We start from the raw sequence: 22,056 nt of genomic DNA, 5'->3' as shown, positions 1-22,056 counted from the left end.
GCCACCCGCCGACCCTCGGTGCCGGCAAAGCGTGGCCAGCCTGTGAGTATGATGATGAAACATCTTCAGATGGCTGTGCTGGCCAGTCTGCTTTGGCTGCTGGGTGAGCCCGTGCTGGCAGAGGTTGCCAGTGCCGAGCGTCGCAGCGAATCTGTCCGGCGCTTTTGCCTGCGTTCGGTGCGGGTCCTGCAAGGTTATGCCCATCTCCGCGGGGACGAGCGCGCCGAGCGCGACAGGCAGCATCAGGCGCAGATTGAGCAGTGCCAGTGGCGTTATCTCATCGAGCATGTCCGGCTGAGGGGGTAGGATCAGACTCTTGGATGACAATGCAATCAGTCGGTATGGTCATTGTGCTGCGAGCCTGTCTGCCGGGCATGGAATGGGGCAGGTTTTCCTTGCGGTCATCTTTCTGCCGGGGATGCGGGTGAGACGCGCGGAGGAAACAAAAAAAGCGCGGGCCGGAGAGGCCCGCGCTTTTTGGCTCAGAGCTCGAAAGTCAGCCCGAGCAGGGGGGCATGCTGTTGGGCGCCATAGACATCCGAGTCGCCCGGTGCACCGGAAACAATGCGACGCTGCATCACCACCTTGACCGCATGGGCCGGGGCAAACCAGACGATGTTATGGATATCCTCCGGGGCGATGCCGTAGGCGGCTGCGACGCGTTCCTTGGTGAACTGACGGGTCTCGCGCAGCGTTTCGTAGATGGTGTGATCCTTGAACATCACGTCCAGCACCAGCTCGAATGGTCCGGAGTTCTTCGAGCGCACGACGCGCGCGATATCGAGAATGCCGTGTTTCATGCCGAAACTCCTTGCGGGGTGACCTGTTGCATGTGGAAGGGGAACAGCTCTTCCTGCGGCAGATCCATCAGGTGATAAACCGAGAACTCGTACACCACGCCGGCGCGGATATCCGACGGCGAGAACGGCAGCGCCAGGTTGCCGGCGGTGGCGACACGACCCGGATAGCCGTAGTGCAGCAGCGTGGAACGCGTCAGCGAGCAGACGGTATCGGCCGCTTCCTGTGTCGGCGCAACCACTTCCACGACGATCCCCAGTTCATGCGTCTGGGTCTGCTTGACCGGTTCCAGATCGCCCATCACACCGTTCTTGCCATAGATATGGAAGAACACCCTGGCATCGGCGTTGGCACCGAGGTTCTTTTCGACGCGGGCACGCACGGCCTGCAGGATCTCCTCGATCGAGGCGATCATGATCGGGTCTCGCACACCGGCGATGGCGACGGTGCGGTAGCCGATCGGACGCGAGCCTTCCAGCTTGACCTTGTAGGGGGTGTGTTCGTGGCGCGAGCCGGTGACGCGCACCTGACCATTGCCGATGTCTTCGAACTTGCAGCCCTTGAGGTTCAGCACGCCGCCCGGGCCGGGCAGCAGATAGGGGTCGGATTTCTCGTACAGGGTATGGGCGGCAGCCGATTCCGGGGTGAACTTGCGTTCATCGGAGAAGGTTTTCAGCACAAAGCCGGTTTCGTCCAGGATGCCCATGGCGCAGTCGGAGCCCGAGCCCGGGGTGGCCGCGATGGCGGCACACTCGAGAATCTTGCCGCAATGCAGCGCCAGACCTTCATCGTAACCCAGCATGATCGGCAGGGCGGCGAAGCAGGAAGGATCATAGGCACGACCGCCCAGCACCACCTGTGCCCCTGCCTGCAGGGCCTTGATGAACGGTTCCACACCCATCTGGGCCACCAGATTGGTGGTGGCGTCGATGGCTTCGTGGGTCAGCGGCGGCACGAATTCCAGCGACTCGATCTTGCCGGCATCCAGCGCCGCATGGACGGCCTCCTTGGAGACATCGGTCGGGATCACCGCCATCTTGAAGCTCAGCTGCTCTTCGGCGGCGATTTCCAGGATGATCTGGCGGCACCATTCCAGATGCGGTGCCGCGCCGGACCCCCCGGCGGTGCCGATGACCACCGGAATGCCGTTCTTCACCCCTTCGGTGATCATGAAGCGCAGGTCGCGCTTGACACCAGTGCGGTCGGTAAAGGCTTTGCCCGCGCCCAGATAGTAAGGGCCAGGATCGGAGGAACCGCCGTCAACGGCGATCAGGTCGGGTTTTTCGGCGATGGCACGGCGGAAGCTTTCTTCCGGGAAGCCATAACCCAGAATCGCGGTCGGCGACAGGATTTTGAATGCGGGTTTCACTTTGCGCTCCCTTTTGCCTTGAGCTGGGCAATCGTGCGGTGCATTTCGTTGTAAACGATGTTCAGACCTTCATCGAAGCCCATGCCCGGCTTGACCAGCATGCGCATCGGACGGGCGGCCACGGCGAGGTGGACGCAGGTGCGGGCGCTGACGTCGGTCTCGTTGCAGGTGCCGCCCTGGTAGGCTTCCATACCGTTCTGGTTGCAATACAGCACCGAGTCGACGATGTTGTGGATACCGCCCAGGTCCGGGGTCTTGATCTGAACCATGTGGCAGCACTTGGCATCGGTGAAGTCCACGATATCTTCGTAGGTGTTGCACCATTCGTCGGCCACCAGCTTGACCGGCGAGCCCATGCGGGTCAGTTCGGCCGTGATCTTGGCCATGCACTCGATCTGGGCAGCCTTCTCGCCCATGTCGACCGGACCTTCGATGTACAGCGCCAGACCACCGGCGAAGTCTTCCAGACCGGCAATGTATTGCGCCACGCGGATCGGGTCATTGTCGAAGATCAGGCCGATGGTGCCGTAGACGTCGATATGCAGGGCTGGGCGGTAGCTGTTGTCCGGGGCCAGTTGCTTGACGCGTTCGGCCAGCCACTTGACGTAGGCCTGCAGCTTTTCACCCTTGAAGCCCAGCTTTTCTTCCACATTGTTGATCAGGCCGTGCGGCAGGACATCCACGCCCTTGATGATCATCTTGTCGACGGCGTTGTAGCGGTCGTCGCCACTCTGGCCGAACAGCGGGATCGGTTCGGCGATCACCGGCAGATTGTATTCGGCGCAGATCACTTCAGCCTTCAGGCGGCCGGTCGACAGGGCGGTGGCATCCAGCAGGGCCTGGGTCAGACCGTAGCGGATGGCGGTATGCAGGCGCTTGCCTTCCACTTGCAGGTTGTCGAAGAAGCGCGCGTTTTCCAGGAAAGTGCCGACATCACGGCCTTCCAGCAGCGGCTTGATGTGCTTTTCCAGGAAGGGCACGAACTGTTCGCCCAGGAACAGCGGGTCGCGGCCGCCGGCGCCGGAGTATTGCACGGCGGCGCAGTCACCGACGGCCATGGCGCCGTTTTCCAGTTGCAGCAGGACCGAGACACATTCACCCGCCTGACGTACGGCGCGGAAGCCCGGGGTCACCGGTGCACCGGTGTAGTTGAAGCCGTCATGACCGGCACCATTCTTGATGGCTTGCTGGTCGTCGAAGTAGAAGGAGGAATAGCCTGCTACAAACAATGCGCGAATAATTTTCATTTTGCCGGTCTCCCGATCAGGGTACTCTTGGAAATAGCGTAAATATCGTCAACGACCATCTGGAACGACGGGTCACGGCCTTCGGCACGGGCACGTTCGGCAATCAGGTCGCGGTGCAGGGTCAGTACGTCTTGCGGCAGCGGCACATTGCCGGCTTCAAAGACACGGACCGCACCGTGGTTGTCGCGCACCGGCAGCAGTTTGCCGGCATTGCAGGCGGCAGGGGCGAAGGGCACGTCGATCACGCCGGCTTCGAAGGCACGCACGGTACCGACGGCCAGGTCGCCTTCACCCAGTTCGAATACCTTGCTCATGACCGCGCGCACTTCGCGCTTGATCAGATCCACTTCGAAGGCCAGCGCATCACTGTTCGGGAACACCTGATCCTGCACCATGTTCAGAATCTGGCGCGTGGCGTTCAGACCGGCGCGGTTGGCTTCCATGGTCGGAATGCCGCGGGCTTCGTGCGGGGTCTTGACGATGACCTTGGTGGCACCCGACAGGCCGGCAATGGCGCCGCCCCAGGAGATCACCGAGAAAGCCATCGATTCGTTTTCCGGGAAACCGCCCATCCACTGGTGGAACACCGTGGTCAGTTCGAAGTCGTCGAAGCCGGCGGCGCGGAAGTATTCGTCAGCCAGTTCGCGCAGGGCGCGGATGGCGGCGATGTCCTGCACCATGTTGCCGACCTGGCCGTAGCCGACGGTGATCGAGCGCACGCCCTGTTCCAGCGCCAGCAGCCCTTCAATGATGGCCACCGAGTGCGAGATGAACGGCGGCACCAGGGTGCCGGACAGCGGGCCGAACGGTTCGCGGTTGATGCGCACGCCATGTTCTTCATACAGGCCGACCAGACGGTCGCAGTATTGCCAGTCGCGGATCGACTTCTCCAGCGAGACTTTCTTGGCGTAGGGGATGTTGTAGGAGATACCACCACCCTCGTAGGCGCTGAAGCCACCGGCCAGGGTGATTTCCGCCAGCAGGCGGGCATCCGGGGTGCCGTGGCGCACTTGCACCGGTTTGTCGACCGCTTCGACCACACGGCGGCATTCTTCCAGACCATGGTTGACCGCCGGGAAGCCGTTGAGCAGCGAGGTGCCGGCTTCGCGCGACTTGGCGATGCCCTTGGCGGCTTCGTCGTAACGGTTCAGACGGGTATAGGCATCGATGGTGGAGGGCAGCAGATCGCAGGCGGTCTGCAGACCTTGCAGCAGCGCGATGTGCTCATCAACCAGTGCCACGCCGGCACGCGGTTGCGACAGGGTCTTGCCCTCGTCGTCGGCCTTCTTCAGGACCGCCGCGAAGCGCTTGTGCTCCGGCAGCGATTGCTGGTACTTCACGCCATCAGCGAACTTGACGTCCTTGCCGGTCGGCCAGGTCATCAGCACCTGTTCGCGTTCTGCCAGGAAGTCCGACAGCTCGATTTTCTTGTTGATCAGTTCCATGGTGTTTCCCATCATGATTGCGCCAGCATGCTGACACCGGTAAAGGCGGCAGCCTCTGGGTAGTTTCTTGCCACGTTGGCAAGCAACGGAAAGAGATATTGCTCGTCGCGGAAGTACTCGACCTCGGCCGGCAGCAGCACGGTCTTGCCCTTGCTGTCGACCTTGCGTTCGCGGATCCACTCGCCGACATTGAAATCCTTGCTGTTCGACAGCCAGCCACCGGAGCCGATGACCTTCTTTACGCCGGTCAGATCACGGCCGGTCTGCACGTCGACCGTGCCTTCCAGCGTGTAGACCTGGGTCGAGCGCCCGGCATGCCGTTCGCAGGCATAGGCTGCGCAGGCTCCTGCCAGCAAGGTGTCAAAACGCTTGCCCGTGGCGTCGTCCGGCAGGTAATCCGGTTCGGCGGTCACCTTTTCCACATAGTCGTGGAAGGCGGTGATCAGTGCCGGATCATGCTCCAGATGCTCGGCAATCAGCGCTTCGCCGGTTTCGCTGGCGGCCTCGGCCGACACCCGCATCCCCAGATCGCCTTCCACCGTGCGCTTGATCAGCGGTTCCGGCAGACCGCGCTGGATCGCTCCCGGCGGCGGGCACTGGTTGTGCGAAGAGTAGACGTCGGTGGTGGCCCCCCCCATGTCGAGCAACATGAAGTCGTTCCAGCCCGGGACGTTTTCCTGGATATGCCGGGTGAACTCATATACGGCATAAGGCGTCGGAACCGGTTCGGAGCCGGTGGCGGCAATGATTTCGTCCAGGCCCTTGCCCTTGACGATGCGCGACAGAAAGATCGAACGCATGGCCTCGCGGGCCGGATCCGGGTTTTGCTGATCCAGTGCCGGCAGCACGTTTTCCACCACCACCAGATCCTTGTCGCCGAGCAGGTCGGTGACTTCGTCCTGTACCGCACGGTTGCCGGCGTAGACGATAGAGCAGTCCAGCGCGGAGGCAGCCAGCAGCGAGGCATTGTGGCGAATGGTGTCAAAGTGGCCGCCATCCGTCCCGCCGGCAAACAGCAGGATGTCCGGCGGATTCTGTTCCAGCGCGCGGATGTCAGACCGGTTCATGCGATAGGCAAAAACCTGGGTGATCTTGGCACCGGCGGAGTAGGCGGCGACCCGGGCCGATTCAAGGGTGATGGCCGGTACCAGCCCGAGGGCTGCCACCGCCAGGCCACCCTTGGCCGACGAGGAGTAGTTCAGCGTGATTTCACCCGAGCGGATGCGTTCGATGGCGTTGTCGTCATTCAGCAGCTCATTGAGCACCTGATAGAAGCCATTGGCCAGATGTTGCACGGTGGTCGGATGGACCGTCCGTTTCAGCAGTTGCAGCTTTCGATCCCCGACCTCGAACAACGCACCCTTTGTCCAGGTGGAGCCGATATCGATGGAGACGGTTTTCATGCTGCAGCCTCAACAGCCAGATGTTCGCGGGTGTAAGTGGCGATGTCCTGGCGCAGGAACTGAACCACTTGTTCCAGATCGACATCCGGGCCGAAGACGCGGTCAAAACCCATGCCCTTGAAGATCACTTCCACATCCTTGAATTCGCGCTTGCCGATCACCAGGTTGCCACCGACAAACAGCGGGATGCCGTCCAGACCGCGTTCGGTACAGCGGTCGCGCATGCCGATGCAGTCGATTTCGCCGTGACCGTAGATCGAGGAGATCAGGATGGCCTTGGCGTTGGTTTCGATGGCAGCGTCGATGTATTCATCCTGGCTGACCATCACGCCCAGATTGATGACGTTGAAGCCGGCGCGGGCGAACACGTTTTCCAGAATCTTGTTGCCGACAGCGTGACAATCGGAACCGATAACGCCAATGACGATGGTGTCTTGCATGACAAATCTCCCTGTGATGTGTCTGGCTTCTGTCGGTCGGCTTGTGTCGGACCGGCAGGATGCTGATAATTCCTTTGCATCCGGGTTTGCGCGGGTGATGCCTAATTTGCATGGGTTAGTGCGTGCGGCGCATCAACTCTGTATGAGCAAACTCGAATACTTCTGTTGCTCCCATTTTTATTAGTTCCCGCTTATGAAGCAAACGATATAAAATCACTACATAGTGCATTTTTGGAATGAACTGCCATGCGCCGCAAAATCCCTGGTACAGATGTGCTGATCGCTTTTGAAACGGCGGCACGCCATCTGAGCTTCACCCGCGCCGCTGCCGAGCTGAACCTGACCCAGAGCGCGGTTTGCCGCCAGATCGCCGGGCTGGAGCAGTATCTCGGTGTGCCGATGTTCAACCGCATCAAGAAGCGCATCAGCCTGACCGATGCCGGGCAGCAATACGCCAAACAGATACGCGAACACCTGGCCCGGCTGGAGCGCGACACGCTGTCGGTGATGGCGCATGAAGGGGCGGGCGGGGTCCTGGAACTGGCGGTCATTCCCACTTTTGCCACACGCTGGCTCATTCCACGCCTGGGCGAATTCAACAGCCTGCATCCCGAAATCACCCTCAACCTGACCACCCGCGCAGAACCGTTCATGTTCACCGATACCCCGTTCGATGCCGCCATTCACTTTGGCGATCCGGTCTGGCCGGGGGCCGTGGCCGAATTCCTGTTCGGCGAAGAGATCGTGCCGGTATGCAGCCCGAAGCTGCTGGAAAAGGAAAAGCTGCCGCTCGACCCGCACGACCTCAAGCGCTTCACCCTGTTGCACCAGTCGGCGCGCCCGGATGCCTGGCATCAGTGGTTCGACATGCTGCACATTGCCGACATCAATGCCATGCGCGGCCCGCGTTACGAGCTGTTCTCCATGCTGGTAGAAGCCGCACGGGCCGGACTGGGGGTGGCGCTGGTGCCGCGCTTCTTCGTGTTGGGCGAACTGGCCTCGGGGGATTTGCTGGTGCCCTGCACCCATTCGATGAAGAGCGAACGCGGTTACTACCTGGTCTATCCGGAGCGCAAGAGCACCTCGGCCGCATTGCAGATCTTCATGCAATGGCTGGTGGACAAGGCGCAGCGTTACCGTCAGGCCACCCCTTGCGTGGCGGTCATGCCGGGTGAGGAGGGGGAAGGCGGCGTGGAAGCGGGCTGCGGGGTGGTGGTTGCCGGGCGCTGAACACCTGCAGCAAGCTTGATCCACTGCAGTAAAACGTCACGAACAACCGTTACAATGGCGAGGCGGCGCTTTGGGCGCCGCCTGTTTTCACTGGAGCCCCCATGACGCAATCGCATCCCGCTGGCAAGCCGACCTTCCGCTTTTTTGTCCTCAAGCACTTCGTCATCCTGAGCCTGCTGTTCATCGTGCTCAACGGTGTCACCCTGTGGCGGGCCGGCAGCGCAGTGCAGGGCATCGACGTCGTGCGCATGGTGGTGGCGTCCATGGTCGGGGGATGTCTTGGTGCCGTGGTGATGTGGTTCCTGCCGGGGCGCAAGCGCTGACACGGGTCCCTGAGCCGACAGCACTTCGGGCGGTGAGATGACCGTGCCGGGCAGCAAGAGCATTTCTCTTGCTGCCGCAGCCAGCTACAATGACGGGTTGTTGAATAGCTACCAACCCGTTTGGACAATCCATGTTACGCATTACCGAATTGAAGCTGCCGCTGGAGCACCCGGCGGAGGCCCTGCAGGCCGCCATTCTGACCCGCCTCGGCATTCCGGCCGCCCAATTGCACGACTTCACCGTCTACAAGCGCAGCTACGATGCGCGCAAGTCGATGATGATGCTGACCTACATCATCGATGCCCGCGTCGAGCACGAAGACAAGCTGCTGGCCAAGTTCCAGGGCGATCCGCACATCCTGCCCACTCCGGATACCAGCTACCACTTTGTCTGTCAGGCGCCGGCACAGATCGAACACCGCCCGGTGGTGGTCGGCTTTGGCCCCTGTGGCATCTTTGCCGCCCTGATCCTGGCCCAGATGGGCTTCAAGCCGCTGGTGCTGGAGCGCGGCAAGAAAGTGCGCGAACGCACCAAGGACACCTGGGACCTGTGGCGCAAGAACAATCTGCATCCCGAATCGAACGTGCAGTTCGGCGAAGGCGGGGCAGGCACCTTCTCCGACGGCAAGCTCTACAGCCAGGTCAAAGACCCGCGCTTCCTCGGCCGCAAGGTGCTGACCGAGTTCGTCAAGGCCGGTGCGCCGGAAGAAATCCTCTACATCGCCAAGCCGCACATCGGCACTTTCCGTCTGGTGAGCATGGTGGAAAAAATGCGTGCCGAGATTGAGTCGCTGGGCGGCGAGATCCGCTTTCAGCAACGCGTGACCGATGTTCTGATCGAAGACGGCAGGGTGCGCGGCCTGACCCTGGCCAGCGGTGAGCAAATCCGCGCCGATCACGTCGTGATGGCGCTGGGACACAGTGCGCGCGATACCTTCGAGATGCTGCATGAGCGCGGTGTCTTCATGGAAGCCAAGCCGTTCTCGGTTGGCTTCCGCATCGAGCATCCGCAATCGCTGATCGACAAGGTGCGCTGGGGCAAGTACGCCGGCAACGAGATTCTCGGTGCGGCGGACTACAAGCTGGTTCACCATGCCGCCAACGGCCGCTCGGTCTACAGCTTCTGCATGTGCCCGGGGGGACAGGTGGTGGCAGCCACCTCCGAACCGGGACGGGTGGTGACCAATGGCATGAGCCAGTACTCGCGCAACGAGCGCAACGCCAATGCCGGTATCGTGGTCGGCATCACCCCGGATGACTATCCGGGCGGCCCGCTGGCCGGCATCGCCTTCCAGCGCGCACTGGAAAGCCATGCCTATCAACTGGGGGGCTGTACCTACGAGGCGCCGGGCCAGCTGGTCGGTGACTTCCTGGCCGGGCGCCCCTCCACCAAGCTTGGTGCCGTGATCCCGTCCTATCAGCCCGGCGTGCACCTGACCGACCTGTCCACCGCCTTGCCGGACTATGCCATTGCCGCCATGCGCGAGGCCCTGCCGGCCTTTGACAAGAAGATCCGCGGCTTTGCCATGCACGATGCGGTGCTCACCGGGGTGGAAACCCGCACCAGCTCGCCCTTGCGCATCACCCGGGGCGAAGACTGCCAGAGCCTGAACGTCAAGGGACTGTACCCGGCCGGAGAGGGGGCGGGTTACGCCGGCGGCATCCTGTCGGCCGGCATCGACGGCATCAAGGTCGCCGAAGCGGTGGCGCAGGCAATCACGGCCTGATACGACCGAACCTAAAGACGGGGTCAGGTCTTGAATTTTGCGTGAATGCAAGATTCAAGACCTGACCCCGTCTGTTGATGTGGTTCAGGACAGCGCTTTAGTGACTTCGCTTTGCCAGGCGGTGGTCGGCCGGCCGATCAGTTGGCTCAGTTGGCGACCGGCATCAAACAGTCCCCCTTTGGCCACACCGGCATCGGAGTCGGCCAGCAAGCCGGCCAACGGTTCAGGCAGGCCGGCCCCCAGCAAGGCTTGCTTGTAATCCTGCTCCGGCAGGTTGACATAGGGGATGCTGCGGCCAGTCTGCTGCGAGATTTCCGCGGCGAAATCACCCAGGGTATAGGCCGTGTCACCGGCCAGTTCATAGACCTTGCCTGCCTGCTGTCCGCTGCTCAATACCACGGCAGCCGCTTCGGCATAGTCGGCGCGGCTGGCCGAGGCAATCCGTCCCTCGCCCGCGCTGCCGTACAGGGAAGCCAGGGCCAGCGCGGCGCCAATTCCCATCGCATAATTCTCGGTATACCAGCCATTGCGCAGCAGGACGAAGGGCAGACCGGAGGCGCGGATCGCGGCTTCAGTGGCGCGATGCTCTTCGGCCAGTCCCAGCGGCGAGCTGTCCGCATGCAGCAGGCTGGTGTAGGCCAGCAATTGGACGCCAGCTTGCCCGGCGGCATCGATCACATGGCGGTGCTGCTGTGTGCGTTGTCCCACCTCGCTGGAGGAGATCAGCAGCAGTTTTTCCACCCCTTGCAGTGCATCCGGCCAGCCTGCGGGCTGGTTGTAGTCGGCCTGGCGCACGGTGACGCCGAGGGCGGCGAGATCGCGCGCTTTGTCCACATTGCGCACGATGGCGACAATCTGCCCGGCAGGCACTTTGTCGAGCAAGGCGCGGATTACGAGTTGGCCGAGCTGGCCAGTGGCACCGGTAATGGCAATCATCTTGTTTTCCTTTTTGCGTGTTGAAGTGAACACGGCCAGCATATCGGCTATACTTTCAAAAAGTAAGTACGCACAAAAAGGTAAGTATATGGAAGACCGACAGTCAGGGGTGCTGGCCGCCGCCATGCGCCGGGGCAATGTGCTCGCGGCGGAGTGTCCGTCGCGCGATATTCTCAAACATGTGACCAGCCAGTGGGGCACGCTGGTGCTGATGGCGTTGATGGATGGCGTGCACCGTTTCAGCGAACTGCGGCGCAAAATCGGTGGCGTGAGTGAAAAAATGCTGGCGCAGACCCTGCAGCAGCTGGAGCAGGACGGCTTCGTCCGGCGGATCTCCTTCCCGGTGGTACCGCCGCATGTCGAGTATTCGCTGACCCCGCTGGGCGAGGGTATCGGCCTGCATGTCCAGCAACTGACCGACTGGATCGAGCACCACTTGCCGCAATTGCTCGACGCACAAGGACGCCAGTCTGCCGCCATGACGGAGGCGCGGGTCGAAGCCTAAAAACGCACAGGGGGTCAGGTCTTGTTTTTTGCACTACATGCAAAAAACAAGACCTGACCCCCTGTGCTTGGTCAAGCGCGATCAGAAACGATAGTTGTACTGCAGACCGAGCAACTGCAGCGAGGTCTTGTAGGTCCCGCGAGTGGTTTCGCCATTGCCGGTGCAGGCGGTGACTGCCGCCGCCTGGGGGGCGCAACGGTCGCTGTAGTTGACGGTCGCGTCGCGGAAGAACACGTAGCTGTAGGCAAAGTCGAGCGAGGATTGCTTGTCGAGCCGCAGATTGGCACCCAGTGAGATCCAGTAGCGATCGCTGTCCGGCAGGGCCGGGTGACGCAGGGTATCGTCCGACACCGGAGACTGATCATAGGCCACGCCGGTGCGCAGCATCAGGCGCTCATTCCACTTGTAGTTGGCACCCAGCGCATACAGCCAGGAGTCGCGCCACTGCTGATTGATCACCATATCGCCCTGGGTGGTGCCCGGCAGCTTGATGGTGATGCTCTGCATGTCCGAGTGGCCGGTCCAGGTGATATTGCCCATCACAGCCAGCTTGTCGGTCAGGTCGTGATAGAAGTTGGCACTGGCCGAGGCCGGGGTGGTGACATCGGTGGTGGCGGACGAATCCGGGTGCCAGGTACGTCCCAGTGTCTGGATGAAGTTCGGATTGCCGGAGAAGTCCCAGTGTGCCGAGCCACTCAGCGCTTGCTTGATGCGCGAGCGGTAAGCCAGGCCAAAGCGGGTGTGATCGTCCAGTTCGAACAGATAGCCCAGATTGAAGCCATAGCCCCAGGAGTCAGCCGAGAACGAGGCCTGCCCATCCTGGGTTGCCAGCGGGGTCAGGGCCGCCAGATCGACGGCCTTTTGCAGATGGGCCCGCATGTATTGTGCCGACACGCCGAGGGCGACCGACTGACGTTCATCCAGCTTCAATGCCAGCGAGGGATTGAAGTTTACCGACTCCAGCTTGACGCTTTCCATGGCGTAGCGGCCGACCCAGCTGCTGCCGTAGTTGAGCTGGGCGCCATAAGGCACAAACAGGGCAAAGCCCAGGTGCAGGCGGTCGTTGACCTGGTGTGTCAGATAGAAACTGGGGACGGTGACCGATGACGGGGCAAAGTGGCCGCCGTTGTCGCCGGTTGCCGCGGTTTGCTGCTGTGTGCCGCCATGGAAGACCGGGTAGGTCGAGCCATGATCTTCATAGCTGGTTTGCGGGATGACGGTGGTCATGCCGAAGCTGAGCTGATCGCCGGCCAGGCGCGTCATGCCGGCCGGGTTGTAATACAGGGTCGAGGCATCGGCGGCTTCGGCGCCATTGGCATGCGAGCTGCCCTGAGCCGACACGCTCTGCGAACCGAAATTGTAACCGGAGGCCAGGGCGCTGCCGGACAGCAGCAGGGCCAGCATGCCGACGCGCAGACGCGGCAGGCACTGTTGTGGGTATGACATCTGTTTTCTCTCGTGAAGGAATGCTTTTTTAGTTATTTATTGGATTTTGGCAGTGCAAATCAGGGGAGGGATGGTAGCAGAAGGCGGGGAAATCACCAAAAAATACTCTTCTGTTAAGTGTCTGAACGGCAGGCCGAATGGGTGGGAAAAGTCGCTTGATGCCAATGGAATGGCGGGTTAAGGTCATGGCTTGGCCAGTGTGGCATTTTTATCCGGAGGATGGTGATGGCCGTGATGACTTGCATCGAAGATTTGCGCCGGCTGGCGCAGCGGCGCGTGCCGCGCATGTTCTACGACTACGCGGACAGTGGTTCGTGGACCGAGTCGACTTATCGTGCCAATGAGCAGGCCCTGCAGGCGATCCGTTTCCGCCAGCGGGTGGCCGTCGACATGACCGGGCGCAGCACGGCCGGCACGATGATCGGGCAGCCGGTGGCCATGCCGGTGGCGCTGGCGCCGACCGGTCTGGCCGGTATGCAGCATGCCGACGGCGAGATCCTCGCCGCCCGGGCCGCGGCAGCGTTTGGTGTGCCGTTTACCCTGTCGACCATGAGCATCTGCTCGATCGAGGACATTGCCGCCAACAGCCCGGAACCGTTCTGGTTTCAGCTCTACATGATGCGCGACCGCGAATTCATGGCACAGCTGATCGCGCGTGCGCGCGCGGCCAACTGCAGTGCACTGATGCTCACACTGGACCTGCAGATCCTTGGTCAGCGTCACAAGGACATCAAAAACGGCCTGTCCACCCCTCCCCGGCTGACCCTGGCCAATCTGTTGCATCTGGCTACCCGGCCGCGCTGGTGTCTGGGCATGCTCGGCACCCGCCGGCACAGCTTCGGCAATATCGTCGGCCATGCCAGGAACGTCACCGACCTGCGCTCGCTCAGCGCCTGGACCGCCGAGCAGTTCGACCCGACCCTCAGCTGGGCCGATGTCGAGTGGGTCAAGCGTCAGTGGGGCGGCAAGCTGATTCTCAAGGGCATCCTGGATGAGCGCGATGCCCGTCTGGCGGCCGACAGCGGCGCCGATGCCCTGGTGGTGTCCAATCACGGCGGGCGACAGCTGGACGGGGCGCCGGCGTCGGTCGAGGCCTTGCCGGCCATTGTCGAGGCGGTCGGGCGGGACATCGAGGTGTGGATGGATGGCGGTATTCGCAGTGGTCAGGACGTGCTGCGCGCCCTGGCGCTCGGTGCGCGTGGCACCCTGATCGGACGCAGTTTCCTGTACGGCCTGGGGGCACTGGGTCAGCCCGGGGTCAGTCAGTGCCTGCACCTCATCCAGAAAGAGCTGGAAACCAGCATGGCGCTCTGCGGCGTCACCCGGATTGATCAAATCGACCGTGCCATTCTGTGGGACTGAGCCTGCCGTGCTTTCAATCCGTGCCGCAAAGCCGTGAGTCAGAACGGGGTCTGCGCCAGCAGCCAGCCTTTCAGCGTCATGTCCAGACCGGGCAAGACCAGCAGCGCCAACAGCAACAAGGTGCCGCCCAGCCAGCGCGGTCCGGCCGGCGCGGTCAGACCCAGTCGCGACACGGCGGACAAGCCCCACAGCGGCAGGGCGGCACTGGTGCCGAAGACCAGCATCATCAGCAGCAGGGACAGCAGGCTCTGGCCCTGGCTGACCAGCACCATGGCGATGCCCAGTGTGGGACTGATGCTGGGTGGCCAGGCCAGACCGAGCAGCAGGCCGATCAGCCAGGGGGTTGCCTGCGACAGGCCCGGCGAGATCTTGCTGCGCAGCAGACACAGCCCCAGCCCGCCCAGCAAGGTGGCCGCCAGCAGGCGGCAGAGCGCCGGATCAAGCAGCAGCACCGTGCCGCTGCGTACCAGGCTGGCACTGCTCAGGGCGTCAGTCAGGGCCAGCGCGGCCAATAGCCGCAGCACCCGCTGCGGAAAGGTGCGTGCGGCGGCCATGACGACCGGCAGCATCGGCAGGGAGACAGGCGAGAGTGTCGAGAGCAAGCCTGCCTGCAGGGTAAGTGCGCAGGCGCTCAGGCTGAATGCCAACATGGTGCAGTCCGTTTGCTTGGCCGGTCTGTGCCGGCTGATCGCCTGATGGTCGCCTGTCGCCGCCGAGAAATCAATCTGAATCTGGGCGCCGCCGTGCCTCAGATGAACAGCGAGGTGGCTGACTCGCTGGCTTCCCCGAGGAAGGTGGCCACGCCGCCCAGTTCCACACCGTCGATCAGCTCTTCGTGACGAATGCCCATCACATCCATCGACATCTGGCAGGCAATCAGCTGTGCCCCGCCTGCTACCAGATCCTGCAGCAGCTTGCCCGGCAGGTCGACCTGCTTGTCGCGCATCACCTTGCGGATCAGCCCGGCGCCCAGACCACCGAAGTTCATCCTGCTGATCGAATTCAGCCGCGCGGCGCCGCGCGGCATCATGGCGCCGAACATCCGGTCCATGAATGATTTGCGCACGGCTGGCGGCGTCTCCTTGCGCAGCACATTCAGCCCCCAGAAGGTGAAGAACACGCTGACCGGCTTGCCCATGGCCAGGGCGCCATTGGCAATGATCAGGCTGGCCATGACACGGTCCAGCTCGCTACTGAACACCACCAGGGTGGTCTTATCGCGGGAGGTGACCCCGGGCAGGGTTTGCGGCAACGCTTCGGGCTGTCCCTTGCGCAACAATGCCGTTACCAGCCCTTCGGCCCGCGAGACCGACAGCAGCTGATGGCCGGTCTGTTCCGCCCAGCACTGCACATCGCGGCCAAAGGCCGGGTCGGAGGCCGTGACCTGCAGTTGTTCGCCATCCTGCAGTGCTGCCATGGCACGGTTGGTCTGCATGATCGGCCCCGGACACTGCAAGCCGACCGCGTCGAGTGTATGCGGTGTGGGGTGGGTCATCGGTGGTGCCTCCATGGTGTTTGCTTGTGCCGCCGCGGCCGGCAGAGGGGCTGGTTCGGGTGGCTGCGGATTGTGCTGTGGCACGCTGGCCAGACGCCAGGTCTGGTAGCCGCCGCTCAGGTTGCGCACCCGAAAGCCGTGTTGCTTGAGAATGCGGTAGGCCAGGTAGCCGCGCAGACCGACCTGACAGAACACCACCACCGGTTTCTGCCGGTCCAGCTGATTGAGTTGTCGGCGCAGCTGATCCAGCTCGAGATGGCGTGCCCCGGGAATGGTGCCCAGCTGGTGTTCTTGCGCCGTGCGCACATCCAGCAACTGGACGGCATCCGCCGGCAGGGCATTCAGTCCGGCCCAGTCGATGACCTCGTGCCGGCCCTGCAGGGTATTGAGTGCCACCTGTCCGGCAATATTGACCGGGTCCTTGGCTGAGCCGAAGGGAGGGGCATAGGCCAGCTCCAGATCGGCCAGCTGCCCGACGGTCAGACCGGCATGCAGTGCCGTGGCGATGACATCGATGCGCTTGTCCACCCCCTCGATACCGACCACCTGCGCGCCGAGCAGCTTGCCATCCGGCGCATACAGCAGCTTGATGCTCAGCGGGCGGGCCCCCGGGTAATAGCTGGCATGCGACTGACCATGAATCATGGTGCTGTGCCAGGGCAGACCCAGTTTGCGCAATTGCTTTTCATTCAGCCCGGTACTGGCCACTGCATAGTCGAAGACCTTGAGAATGGCTGTCCCCTGCGTGCCGCCGTACGTCTGCCGATTCCCCTGCGACATATTGTCGGCTGCCAGCCGTCCCTGGCGATTGGCCGGGCCGGCGAGGGGAATCAGCGTCGGCTGGCCACTGACACGCATTGTCACTTCCACAGCGTCCCCCACGGCATAAATGTCCGGATCACTGGTTTGCAGCCAGCCGTTGACGGCAATGCCGCCGGTACTGCCGAGCGTCAGGCCTGCCTGGCTGGCCAGCGTGGTTTCCGGGCGCACGCCAATCGCCATGATCACCAGATCGGCGGCCAGCCTTTGGCCACTTTGCAGCACGACCACAGCGTGGTCTGGCTGCTCTTCCAGGCGCTCGATGCGGTCGGACAGATACAGTCCGACCTGCTGATCGCGCAGATGCTGGTGCACGATGGCGGCCATCTCCTCATCGATGGGGGCCAGGATTTGTGGTGCGCCCTCGACGATGCTGGTCGCGATGCCGCGCTGGTGCAGGTTCTCTGCCACCTCGATCCCGATGAACCCGCCACCGATCACCACGGCACGGCGCGGCGACTGGTCTTGCAGATAGCCCATGATGCGGTCCAGATCCGGCAGGTTGCGCAGGCTGAACACACGGGCACTGTCGGCGCCCGGCAGCCTGGGACGGATCGGCTCGGCGCCCGGTGCCAGCAGCAGCTTGTCGTAGGATTCGTCACGCTCCTCACCCGTTGCCAGATCACGCAGACGCACGGTTTTGGCCTGCCGGTCGATGGCCAGGGCCTCGGTACGGCTGTGAACGGTCAGCGCATAACGCTGGCTGAAGGCGGCTTCGGACGTCACCAGCAACGCGTCGCGCTCGGCGATGACCCCGGACAGATGATAGGGCAGGCCACAGTTGGCAAAGCTGATGTAGGGGCCGCGCTCCACCATGACAATCTCGGCCTGCTCGTCGTTGCGGCGCAACCTGGCCGCCGCCGTGGCCCCGCCGGCCACCCCGCCAATGATCAGATATTTCATGGGTTCCTCCCGAAGTTTTATTTACTATAGTCGTATTCAACTAAATAGTAAACTAAGGAGTGAAATCTCCGCGATGGGGGCCAGGCCGGAACGGTCGTGCATGTGACCAGGCCCGCAGATGGCGGGCCTGGTCATGGGGTCGTTTTGCGCAGCATTCGCCGGACGGCGCTGCTTACTTCAGATTGTCCGGGAAGTTGGCCGGCAGCTCGCTGGCGGGGCAGTTGATCACCGTGTCGTCGTCCATTCCGCAATCGCGCACGAAGGTGATGGTGGCAAATTCATCAATCACCTCGGTCGGGTAGGTCGGGCCGGCGGTGCGATAGGCTTCCATCTGGGCAAGGTGATCATTCTGGAAGCAGACCGTCTTTTTCGGGTCATTCATCACCCAGCGCGGGAAGAAAATTGTGCCGTGGTAGATCATGTCATCCAGATTGGCGATCAGGCTGACATCGGTGCCGGTGGGCTCCGTCCAGGAAATCTTCCAGGTATTGATGCCAACGCGGGCGATGAACACGCGCTGATCTTTCACCCAGCGGTTGCCGACGATCCCGCTGTGGATGCGGTAATCGATGGTGTGATCGTTCTTGATGTAGACCTCGTACTGCCAGCCATTGTCGTAGGTGTAGACGATATGTTTGCCAACGAAGGCGGAGAGATCCTGCGTGTCGAACGTGGCCATGGTGTGCTCCGGGATATGAAGGATAAGTGCCACCATTTTATGAGCTAAAATTAGTGATATTGACGCTGATTTTTGTGATAAATGTTCTGATTTTTTGAACGATAGGATGACATTCATGATGCCCGGAACCACCGTCGAACAATGGGTCGTGCTGCAGACCGTGGTCGAGGAGGGCAGTTACGCCCGGGCTGCCGAGCGCCTGTGCCGCAGCACCTCTTCTGTCAGTTATGCCCTGTCGCTGCTGCAGGAGCGGCTGGGGGTCGAATTGCTGCAGATCGTCGGGCGCAAGGCAGAACTCACCGAAGATGGCCGCCTGATGTTGTCGCAGGCACAACCCCTGCTCGCCGCCTTCCGCCAACTCGAATCACTGGCTGCCGGCCTGCGCGCCGGGGTGCGTTCCCACATCTCGCTGATTGTCGATACCGCTTTCCCCAAGAAAATGCTCTTTGCTGCCCTGCGTGCCTTTCAACTGGACTGGCCCGAGGTGCAGGTGCATGTGGCCGAGGTATTGCGTACCGAAACTGCGACGGCGCTGGCCCGGCAGGAGGCCGAGCTGTATATCACGACCCACCGCCCGGCGAACGAGGCCAACGCTGCCGACCTGCTGATCGATATCGACTTTGTCGCCATGGCGGCGGTCCATCATCCCCTGCACCAATTGCCCGGACCGCTGACGGCCGCGCAACTGGAGCAGTATCCGCTGGTGGTCATTACCGATCGCACCATCCAGCGCATCCAGATGCGTGCGACCCGCTCCGTCTGGTCGTTCACGACCATGGAGGCGGCCATCGAGGCCGTGGGGCACGGCGTGGGGTATGGCTGGTTGCCCCTGCACAGCGTGGGAGCGCTGGAGAAAAGCGGGGTATTGCGCCGCTTGCCGCTGGCGGCCGGGCAGGTGCGCAAGACGCCGCTGTATCTGGTCTTTGGTGAGGAGTGTCTGCAGTTCGACCCGGCGGTGATGGCGCTGGCCGAGAGCTTGCGTCATCAGACCCGACTGCAGCGGGAAGCGGTGTGAGCCGTCAGGTCGCGAACTGTCTGTCCCGCATGACGCGGGTGCCCGTGGCCTGCTGCATTTTGCTGCGGTCATCTGCCGTATTGCCAGGCAGTGCAATCGTGTCCGGCTGCGCTGCCTGGCAACAGGGGGGATGTCTTACAGCGACGGCATGGTATAGCCTTCGATGTTGGCCGCTTTGACCAGGCCGCTCAGGTACTGATGCATTTTCTGGCTGCTCGCCATCTGGGTCAGGTATTGCTGCAACCGTCCCTTGACGTCGTCAAAGCTGATTTGTTCGCCCGGGTGACGCTCGTTGACCTGGATGATGTGGTAGCCGAACTGGGTCTGAACCAGGTGAGGGGTGATCTGGCCGGCCTCGGTGCTGAACACGGCCTGTTCGAATTCCGGCACCATCTGGCCACGGCCGAAGCGGCCGAGGTTGCCGCCTTGCTTGCCGGACGGGCAGGAGGAATGCTGTTCTGCCAGCGAAGCAAACAGCGATGGCGCGGCTTGCACTTCGCCCAGCACGCCTTCAGCTTTGGACTTGGTCAGCATGTTGGACAGCTCGTCCCCTCCCGTCAGCGGGAACAGGATGTGGCTGGCCTCGGCGGATTCGCCGCTATTGAAGCGTTCCGGATATTGTTCGTAGAACGCGCGACAGGTGGCCTCATCGACCGGATCGACTTGAATTTCCTTTTCCATTAGCGCGCCAATGGCGTCACTGACATTGCTGGTGTCCTGCCCCGCTTCACGAGCCTTCTGCAGCAACAGTTCACGCAGGATCAGTTCCTGGATGATGGCCTCGCGCGGCTCCGGCGCATCGGTATGGAGGTTCTGTTCAGCCTGAATCATCTCTTCGGTGATTTCGACGCCGTTAACGAGAATGGACATGTCTTTTTCCTGAGTGAAAGGTTGGTACGCAGCAAGGGTTTACGGCGTGTTGAATAAACAACTTAGATGAAGCCAGTGCGGTGAATCTCAAGAGGTGCGCGCAGAGATTGCGTGGCTGTCTGCGATGGCAGGGAGGGGCTGCGCAGCGACAGGATGCTGAGCTGAGTCGGCAATACCCGAAGTGCAGATGGTCAATCCGCTTCATGATGAAGCACAAAAAAGCCCTGACAAGTCAGGGCTTTGATGTAGGGTCACTGGCGGAGAGGGTGGGATTCGAACCCACGTAGGACTCGCGTCCTCCACGGATTTCGAGTTATGGCGTAAATGGTACAGAATCAGTAGGTTATCCGATGATGGCTTCTAATATTTTCCTGTTTTTATGGCTTGGAAGTGCCGGAATTGCTAAATCGACTGCTGTTTATTAGAAGCTTGTTTTGACTTGAGTGAGTAAATTTGTGGATCTGAGTAGAGCTCGTCAGCGTTGGGCAAGAGAGAATGTACTGCGGACAACCTCTTCTTTGTGATGTTGTATCAACCCATTGATCCCCGCACTGCAATCGGTGCAGTCATTCCGACACTATGTATCTAATGACCTAAATTCAGTCTTGGCAAAACCTGCGCCATCGCCTCACGAGTTTTCATGCTTTTGGTTGTTCGTTGTTTTAAAGCTCTTGTCCATTGTCGAACGGTCATAGTCTAGGAGCATTGAATTGAACTGAGCATAGAGCTCAGAGAGGCGCTGAGTATTAGGTCCAATGATATCCATTCCTCTATCGTCATATGGATGCGCCAATAGGCGTTGTTTAATGTCTATAACATACACCGAGCAATGTGGATTGGGATGAAGTTGCGGAAAATCTGTGGCGACGGCACACCAGATGAGAGGCTCAAGTTTGGCAACGGGCAATTCGAATGCGAGATATGCGTACCACTCTTCCGTATTTTCGTCGAACCTATCCTTAGGTGCGATCGATTCCAACCAATACTCACGATTGGCAGGAATCGAGATATCCGCGATCTCTAGTTCGCGCAGAGCCGAACGAAGCGAATAGGGGCTTTCCCCCATGAACCGGCGCAGACACACTAAAACCTCGTTGCTTGGGGTGAAAGTAAATTCAAAGATCGCCTTTGCTTTCCAAAGAGCGCCCAAAACCATCTCCATTGATGTGCCGCTCTCTGACAGTTCAAAGCGTAGCCCGCCAGGAAAGCGATAAAACAGTCCGTCGCTACAGGCCTCGTGGCCGAATGTTTTTTCTATTTGGTCTTTGAGGGACATGTAGTGCTCACAAGGATTGGCAAAGACGATGTAACTCAAGTCAAGGGAGGGCTTTGGGCTGAAGGCTTGATGCTGAATGCCTTAGCCATGGTGGCCCAAGTGTCTTCAGATACGATCCCTATACGGCAGCGGCAACAGATTAGTACCAGCGTGTGCGATGGTCAACGACTACTCTCCCCAATTGAGATGATGCCCGGCGGCCTTGGTTATTTCATTTTACTGTGTGGCGCCATTTTGCTCGGGGCGATTCACTGCGGTGGGAAACTGGTGGTGCTTGAGACAGTTTAGTGCCTCTGTCTCGCTCATGCTTCAAGCTGCTTGGGCATCCCAATGAATCGTATTAGAGGCCAAGTCAGCGGTGTCAATGTCAATGTGTGAAAGTTATTTTTAATAGAATTAATGGCTTAAAATGTTGTCTTTGCGTGAGCCATGTCAGCTGAGGGGGGGGGGGAACGGCGTTTTATTAGAAACAAATCCAAGATATTAGAAGAGTAGTCAGCGCCGTTTCAGCAGCAGTCGCAGAAGAGGAAAAACAAAAAAGCCCTGACAAGTCAGGGCTTTGATGTAGGGTCACTGGCGGAGAGGGTGGGATTCGAACCCACGTAGGACTCGCGTCCTCCACTGATTTCGAGTCAGGGCCGTTAGGCCTCTCCGGCACCTCTCCGCTGCTCAGTGAGATGCGAATTCTACGGACGCCTTTTCGCCTTGTCAACGAATTTTTCTGAGGGAAAACGCCTGTTCTGGCTGTGCCACGGGTTTTTCTCCACT

20 protein-coding genes and 1 tRNA gene are annotated in these 22,056 nt (G+C 61.0%); 7 read left to right on the top strand and 14 right to left on the bottom strand.

The features are described from left to right. Positions 1-54 precede the first annotated feature (54 nt). Complete coding sequence (locus JNO51_RS11920; protein ID WP_215777469.1) at positions 55-306, top strand: hypothetical protein; 252 nt, start codon at positions 55-57, stop codon at positions 304-306. A 176-nt stretch (positions 307-482) separates the two neighbouring features. On the opposite strand, the gene JNO51_RS11915 is transcribed toward JNO51_RS11920, so the two are convergent. From JNO51_RS11915 to glmS, 6 genes are read right to left on the bottom strand one after another with little or no spacing between them, the layout of a single operon-like run. Then, complete coding sequence (locus tag JNO51_RS11915) at positions 483-800, bottom strand: DUF4387 domain-containing protein (protein WP_215777467.1); 318 nt, start codon at positions 798-800, stop codon at positions 483-485. Next, entirely contained in the window at positions 797-2,167 is a 1,371-nt protein-coding gene (locus JNO51_RS11910; RefSeq protein ID WP_215777466.1) for an acyclic terpene utilization AtuA family protein, read from the bottom strand. The genes JNO51_RS11915 and JNO51_RS11910 overlap by 4 nt, the downstream gene beginning before the upstream one ends. Beyond that, positions 2,164-3,414, bottom strand: coding sequence for a methylaspartate ammonia-lyase (locus tag JNO51_RS11905; RefSeq protein WP_215777465.1), 1,251 nt, complete (start codon positions 3,412-3,414; stop codon positions 2,164-2,166). The genes JNO51_RS11910 and JNO51_RS11905 overlap by 4 nt, the downstream gene beginning before the upstream one ends. Continuing rightward, a complete protein-coding gene (locus tag JNO51_RS11900) occupies positions 3,411-4,859 on the bottom strand; it encodes a methylaspartate mutase subunit E (RefSeq protein WP_215777463.1) in 1,449 nt (482 codons plus the stop codon). The genes JNO51_RS11905 and JNO51_RS11900 overlap by 4 nt, the downstream gene beginning before the upstream one ends. A gap of 11 nt (positions 4,860-4,870) precedes the next feature. Next, positions 4,871-6,262: a methylaspartate mutase accessory protein GlmL gene (glmL, locus tag JNO51_RS11895; protein ID WP_215777461.1), complete on the bottom strand. Its 1,392-nt coding sequence runs from the start codon at positions 6,260-6,262 to the stop codon at positions 4,871-4,873. Continuing rightward, positions 6,259-6,702 (bottom strand): methylaspartate mutase subunit S, encoded by a 444-nt coding sequence (gene glmS / locus JNO51_RS11890; RefSeq protein ID WP_215777458.1) that lies wholly within the window; start codon positions 6,700-6,702, stop codon positions 6,259-6,261. Before glmS ends, glmL begins: the two co-directional genes overlap by 4 nt. Positions 6,703-6,948: 246 nt before the next feature. Between glmS and gcvA the strand changes: the two genes are divergently transcribed. From gcvA to JNO51_RS11875, 3 genes are all read left to right on the top strand, one after another. Continuing rightward, positions 6,949-7,932: a transcriptional regulator GcvA gene (gene gcvA, locus JNO51_RS11885; protein ID WP_215777455.1), complete on the top strand. Its 984-nt coding sequence runs from the start codon at positions 6,949-6,951 to the stop codon at positions 7,930-7,932. Between the two features lie 101 nt (positions 7,933-8,033). Then, entirely contained in the window at positions 8,034-8,255 is a 222-nt protein-coding gene (locus JNO51_RS11880) for a hypothetical protein (RefSeq protein ID WP_215777453.1), read from the top strand. Positions 8,256-8,386: 131 nt separating this feature from the next. After that, the gene (locus JNO51_RS11875) at positions 8,387-9,982 is read left to right on the top strand and encodes an NAD(P)/FAD-dependent oxidoreductase (protein ID WP_215777451.1); all 1,596 of its coding nucleotides are present in this window, start codon (positions 8,387-8,389) and stop codon (positions 9,980-9,982) included. 84 nt (positions 9,983-10,066) lie between these two features. Here the strand turns inward: JNO51_RS11875 and JNO51_RS11870 are convergent, their stop codons facing one another. Next, a complete protein-coding gene (locus JNO51_RS11870; RefSeq protein WP_215777449.1) occupies positions 10,067-10,918 on the bottom strand; it encodes an SDR family oxidoreductase in 852 nt (283 codons plus the stop codon). A gap of 88 nt (positions 10,919-11,006) precedes the next feature. On the opposite strand from JNO51_RS11870, the gene JNO51_RS11865 reads away from it, so the two are divergent. Beyond that, entirely contained in the window at positions 11,007-11,423 is a 417-nt protein-coding gene (locus tag JNO51_RS11865) for a helix-turn-helix domain-containing protein (RefSeq protein ID WP_252346076.1), read from the top strand. A gap of 81 nt (positions 11,424-11,504) precedes the next feature. Here the strand turns inward: JNO51_RS11865 and JNO51_RS11860 are convergent, their stop codons facing one another. Continuing rightward, the gene (locus JNO51_RS11860) at positions 11,505-12,869 is read right to left on the bottom strand and encodes an OmpP1/FadL family transporter (protein WP_252346075.1); all 1,365 of its coding nucleotides are present in this window, start codon (positions 12,867-12,869) and stop codon (positions 11,505-11,507) included. A gap of 225 nt (positions 12,870-13,094) precedes the next feature. Here JNO51_RS11860 and JNO51_RS11855 point away from each other — a divergent pair, with 225 nt between their 5' ends. Next, positions 13,095-14,231, top strand: a complete 1,137-nt coding sequence (locus JNO51_RS11855) for an alpha-hydroxy acid oxidase (RefSeq protein WP_215777447.1) — start codon at positions 13,095-13,097, stop codon at positions 14,229-14,231. A 38-nt stretch (positions 14,232-14,269) separates the two neighbouring features. On the opposite strand, the gene JNO51_RS11850 is transcribed toward JNO51_RS11855, so the two are convergent. The 3 genes from JNO51_RS11850 to JNO51_RS11840 form a co-directional block, all read right to left on the bottom strand. Next, positions 14,270-14,881: a hypothetical protein gene (locus JNO51_RS11850; RefSeq protein ID WP_215777445.1), complete on the bottom strand. Its 612-nt coding sequence runs from the start codon at positions 14,879-14,881 to the stop codon at positions 14,270-14,272. Between the two features lie 98 nt (positions 14,882-14,979). Beyond that, positions 14,980-17,448, bottom strand: coding sequence for an FAD-dependent oxidoreductase (locus JNO51_RS11845; protein WP_215777442.1), 2,469 nt, complete (start codon positions 17,446-17,448; stop codon positions 14,980-14,982). 172 nt (positions 17,449-17,620) lie between these two features. Beyond that, a complete protein-coding gene (locus JNO51_RS11840; protein ID WP_215777440.1) occupies positions 17,621-18,127 on the bottom strand; it encodes a phenolic acid decarboxylase in 507 nt (168 codons plus the stop codon). Between the two features lie 115 nt (positions 18,128-18,242). Here JNO51_RS11840 and JNO51_RS11835 point away from each other — a divergent pair, with 115 nt between their 5' ends. Then, positions 18,243-19,142, top strand: coding sequence for a LysR family transcriptional regulator (locus JNO51_RS11835; protein ID WP_215777438.1), 900 nt, complete (start codon positions 18,243-18,245; stop codon positions 19,140-19,142). A 135-nt stretch (positions 19,143-19,277) separates the two neighbouring features. Here JNO51_RS11835 and JNO51_RS17400 read toward each other — a convergent pair whose 3' ends face one another. From JNO51_RS17400 to JNO51_RS11820, 3 genes are all read right to left on the bottom strand, one after another. Further along, the gene (locus tag JNO51_RS17400) at positions 19,278-20,012 is read right to left on the bottom strand and encodes a peptidylprolyl isomerase (RefSeq protein ID WP_215777436.1); all 735 of its coding nucleotides are present in this window, start codon (positions 20,010-20,012) and stop codon (positions 19,278-19,280) included. A 628-nt stretch (positions 20,013-20,640) separates the two neighbouring features. Beyond that, positions 20,641-21,288 carry a DUF3885 domain-containing protein gene (locus JNO51_RS11825; RefSeq protein ID WP_215777434.1) on the bottom strand — a complete coding sequence of 216 codons (648 nt, stop codon included), beginning with the start codon at positions 21,286-21,288 and terminating at the stop codon, positions 20,641-20,643. Positions 21,289-21,862: 574 nt separating this feature from the next. Next, positions 21,863-21,952 (bottom strand) — tRNA-Ser (locus tag JNO51_RS11820). Between the last annotated feature and the right edge of the window lie 104 nt (positions 21,953-22,056).

Origin of the sequence: Paludibacterium sp. B53371 (assembly GCF_018802765.1) — a bacterium.
Taxonomy (GTDB): Bacteria; Pseudomonadota; Gammaproteobacteria; order Burkholderiales; family Chromobacteriaceae; genus Paludibacterium.
The sequence above is the reverse complement of the archived record's forward strand: the minus strand, read 5'-3'. Positions and strand labels throughout refer to the sequence as shown.

What these genes read in the sequence shown, in the direction of transcription:
- JNO51_RS11920 (WP_215777469.1), top strand. Translation starts at nt 55, where the DNA reads ATGAAACATCTTCAGATGGCTGTGCTGGCCAGTCTGCTTTGGCTGCTG.
- JNO51_RS11915 (WP_215777467.1), bottom strand. Translation starts at nt 800, where the DNA reads ATGAAACACGGCATTCTCGATATCGCGCGCGTCGTGCGCTCGAAGAAC.
- JNO51_RS11905 (WP_215777465.1), bottom strand. Translation starts at nt 3,414, where the DNA reads ATGAAAATTATTCGCGCATTGTTTGTAGCAGGCTATTCCTCCTTCTAC.
- JNO51_RS11900 (WP_215777463.1), bottom strand. Translation starts at nt 4,859, where the DNA reads ATGGAACTGATCAACAAGAAAATCGAGCTGTCGGACTTCCTGGCAGAA.
- glmL (WP_215777461.1), bottom strand. Translation starts at nt 6,262, where the DNA reads ATGAAAACCGTCTCCATCGATATCGGCTCCACCTGGACAAAGGGTGCG.
- glmS (WP_215777458.1), bottom strand. Translation starts at nt 6,702, where the DNA reads ATGCAAGACACCATCGTCATTGGCGTTATCGGTTCCGATTGTCACGCT.
- gcvA (WP_215777455.1), top strand. Translation starts at nt 6,949, where the DNA reads ATGCGCCGCAAAATCCCTGGTACAGATGTGCTGATCGCTTTTGAAACG.
- JNO51_RS11880 (WP_215777453.1), top strand. Translation starts at nt 8,034, where the DNA reads ATGACGCAATCGCATCCCGCTGGCAAGCCGACCTTCCGCTTTTTTGTC.
- JNO51_RS11875 (WP_215777451.1), top strand. Translation starts at nt 8,387, where the DNA reads ATGTTACGCATTACCGAATTGAAGCTGCCGCTGGAGCACCCGGCGGAG.
- JNO51_RS11870 (WP_215777449.1), bottom strand. Translation starts at nt 10,918, where the DNA reads ATGATTGCCATTACCGGTGCCACTGGCCAGCTCGGCCAACTCGTAATC.
- JNO51_RS11865 (WP_252346076.1), top strand. Translation starts at nt 11,007, where the DNA reads ATGGAAGACCGACAGTCAGGGGTGCTGGCCGCCGCCATGCGCCGGGGC.
- JNO51_RS11860 (WP_252346075.1), bottom strand. Translation starts at nt 12,869, where the DNA reads ATGTCATACCCACAACAGTGCCTGCCGCGTCTGCGCGTCGGCATGCTG.
- JNO51_RS11855 (WP_215777447.1), top strand. Translation starts at nt 13,095, where the DNA reads ATGGCCGTGATGACTTGCATCGAAGATTTGCGCCGGCTGGCGCAGCGG.
- JNO51_RS11850 (WP_215777445.1), bottom strand. Translation starts at nt 14,881, where the DNA reads ATGTTGGCATTCAGCCTGAGCGCCTGCGCACTTACCCTGCAGGCAGGC.
- JNO51_RS11845 (WP_215777442.1), bottom strand. Translation starts at nt 17,448, where the DNA reads ATGAAATATCTGATCATTGGCGGGGTGGCCGGCGGGGCCACGGCGGCG.
- JNO51_RS11840 (WP_215777440.1), bottom strand. Translation starts at nt 18,127, where the DNA reads ATGGCCACGTTCGACACGCAGGATCTCTCCGCCTTCGTTGGCAAACAT.
- JNO51_RS11835 (WP_215777438.1), top strand. Translation starts at nt 18,243, where the DNA reads ATGATGCCCGGAACCACCGTCGAACAATGGGTCGTGCTGCAGACCGTG.
- JNO51_RS17400 (WP_215777436.1), bottom strand. Translation starts at nt 20,012, where the DNA reads ATGTCCATTCTCGTTAACGGCGTCGAAATCACCGAAGAGATGATTCAG.
- JNO51_RS11825 (WP_215777434.1), bottom strand. Translation starts at nt 21,288, where the DNA reads ATGTCCCTCAAAGACCAAATAGAAAAAACATTCGGCCACGAGGCCTGT.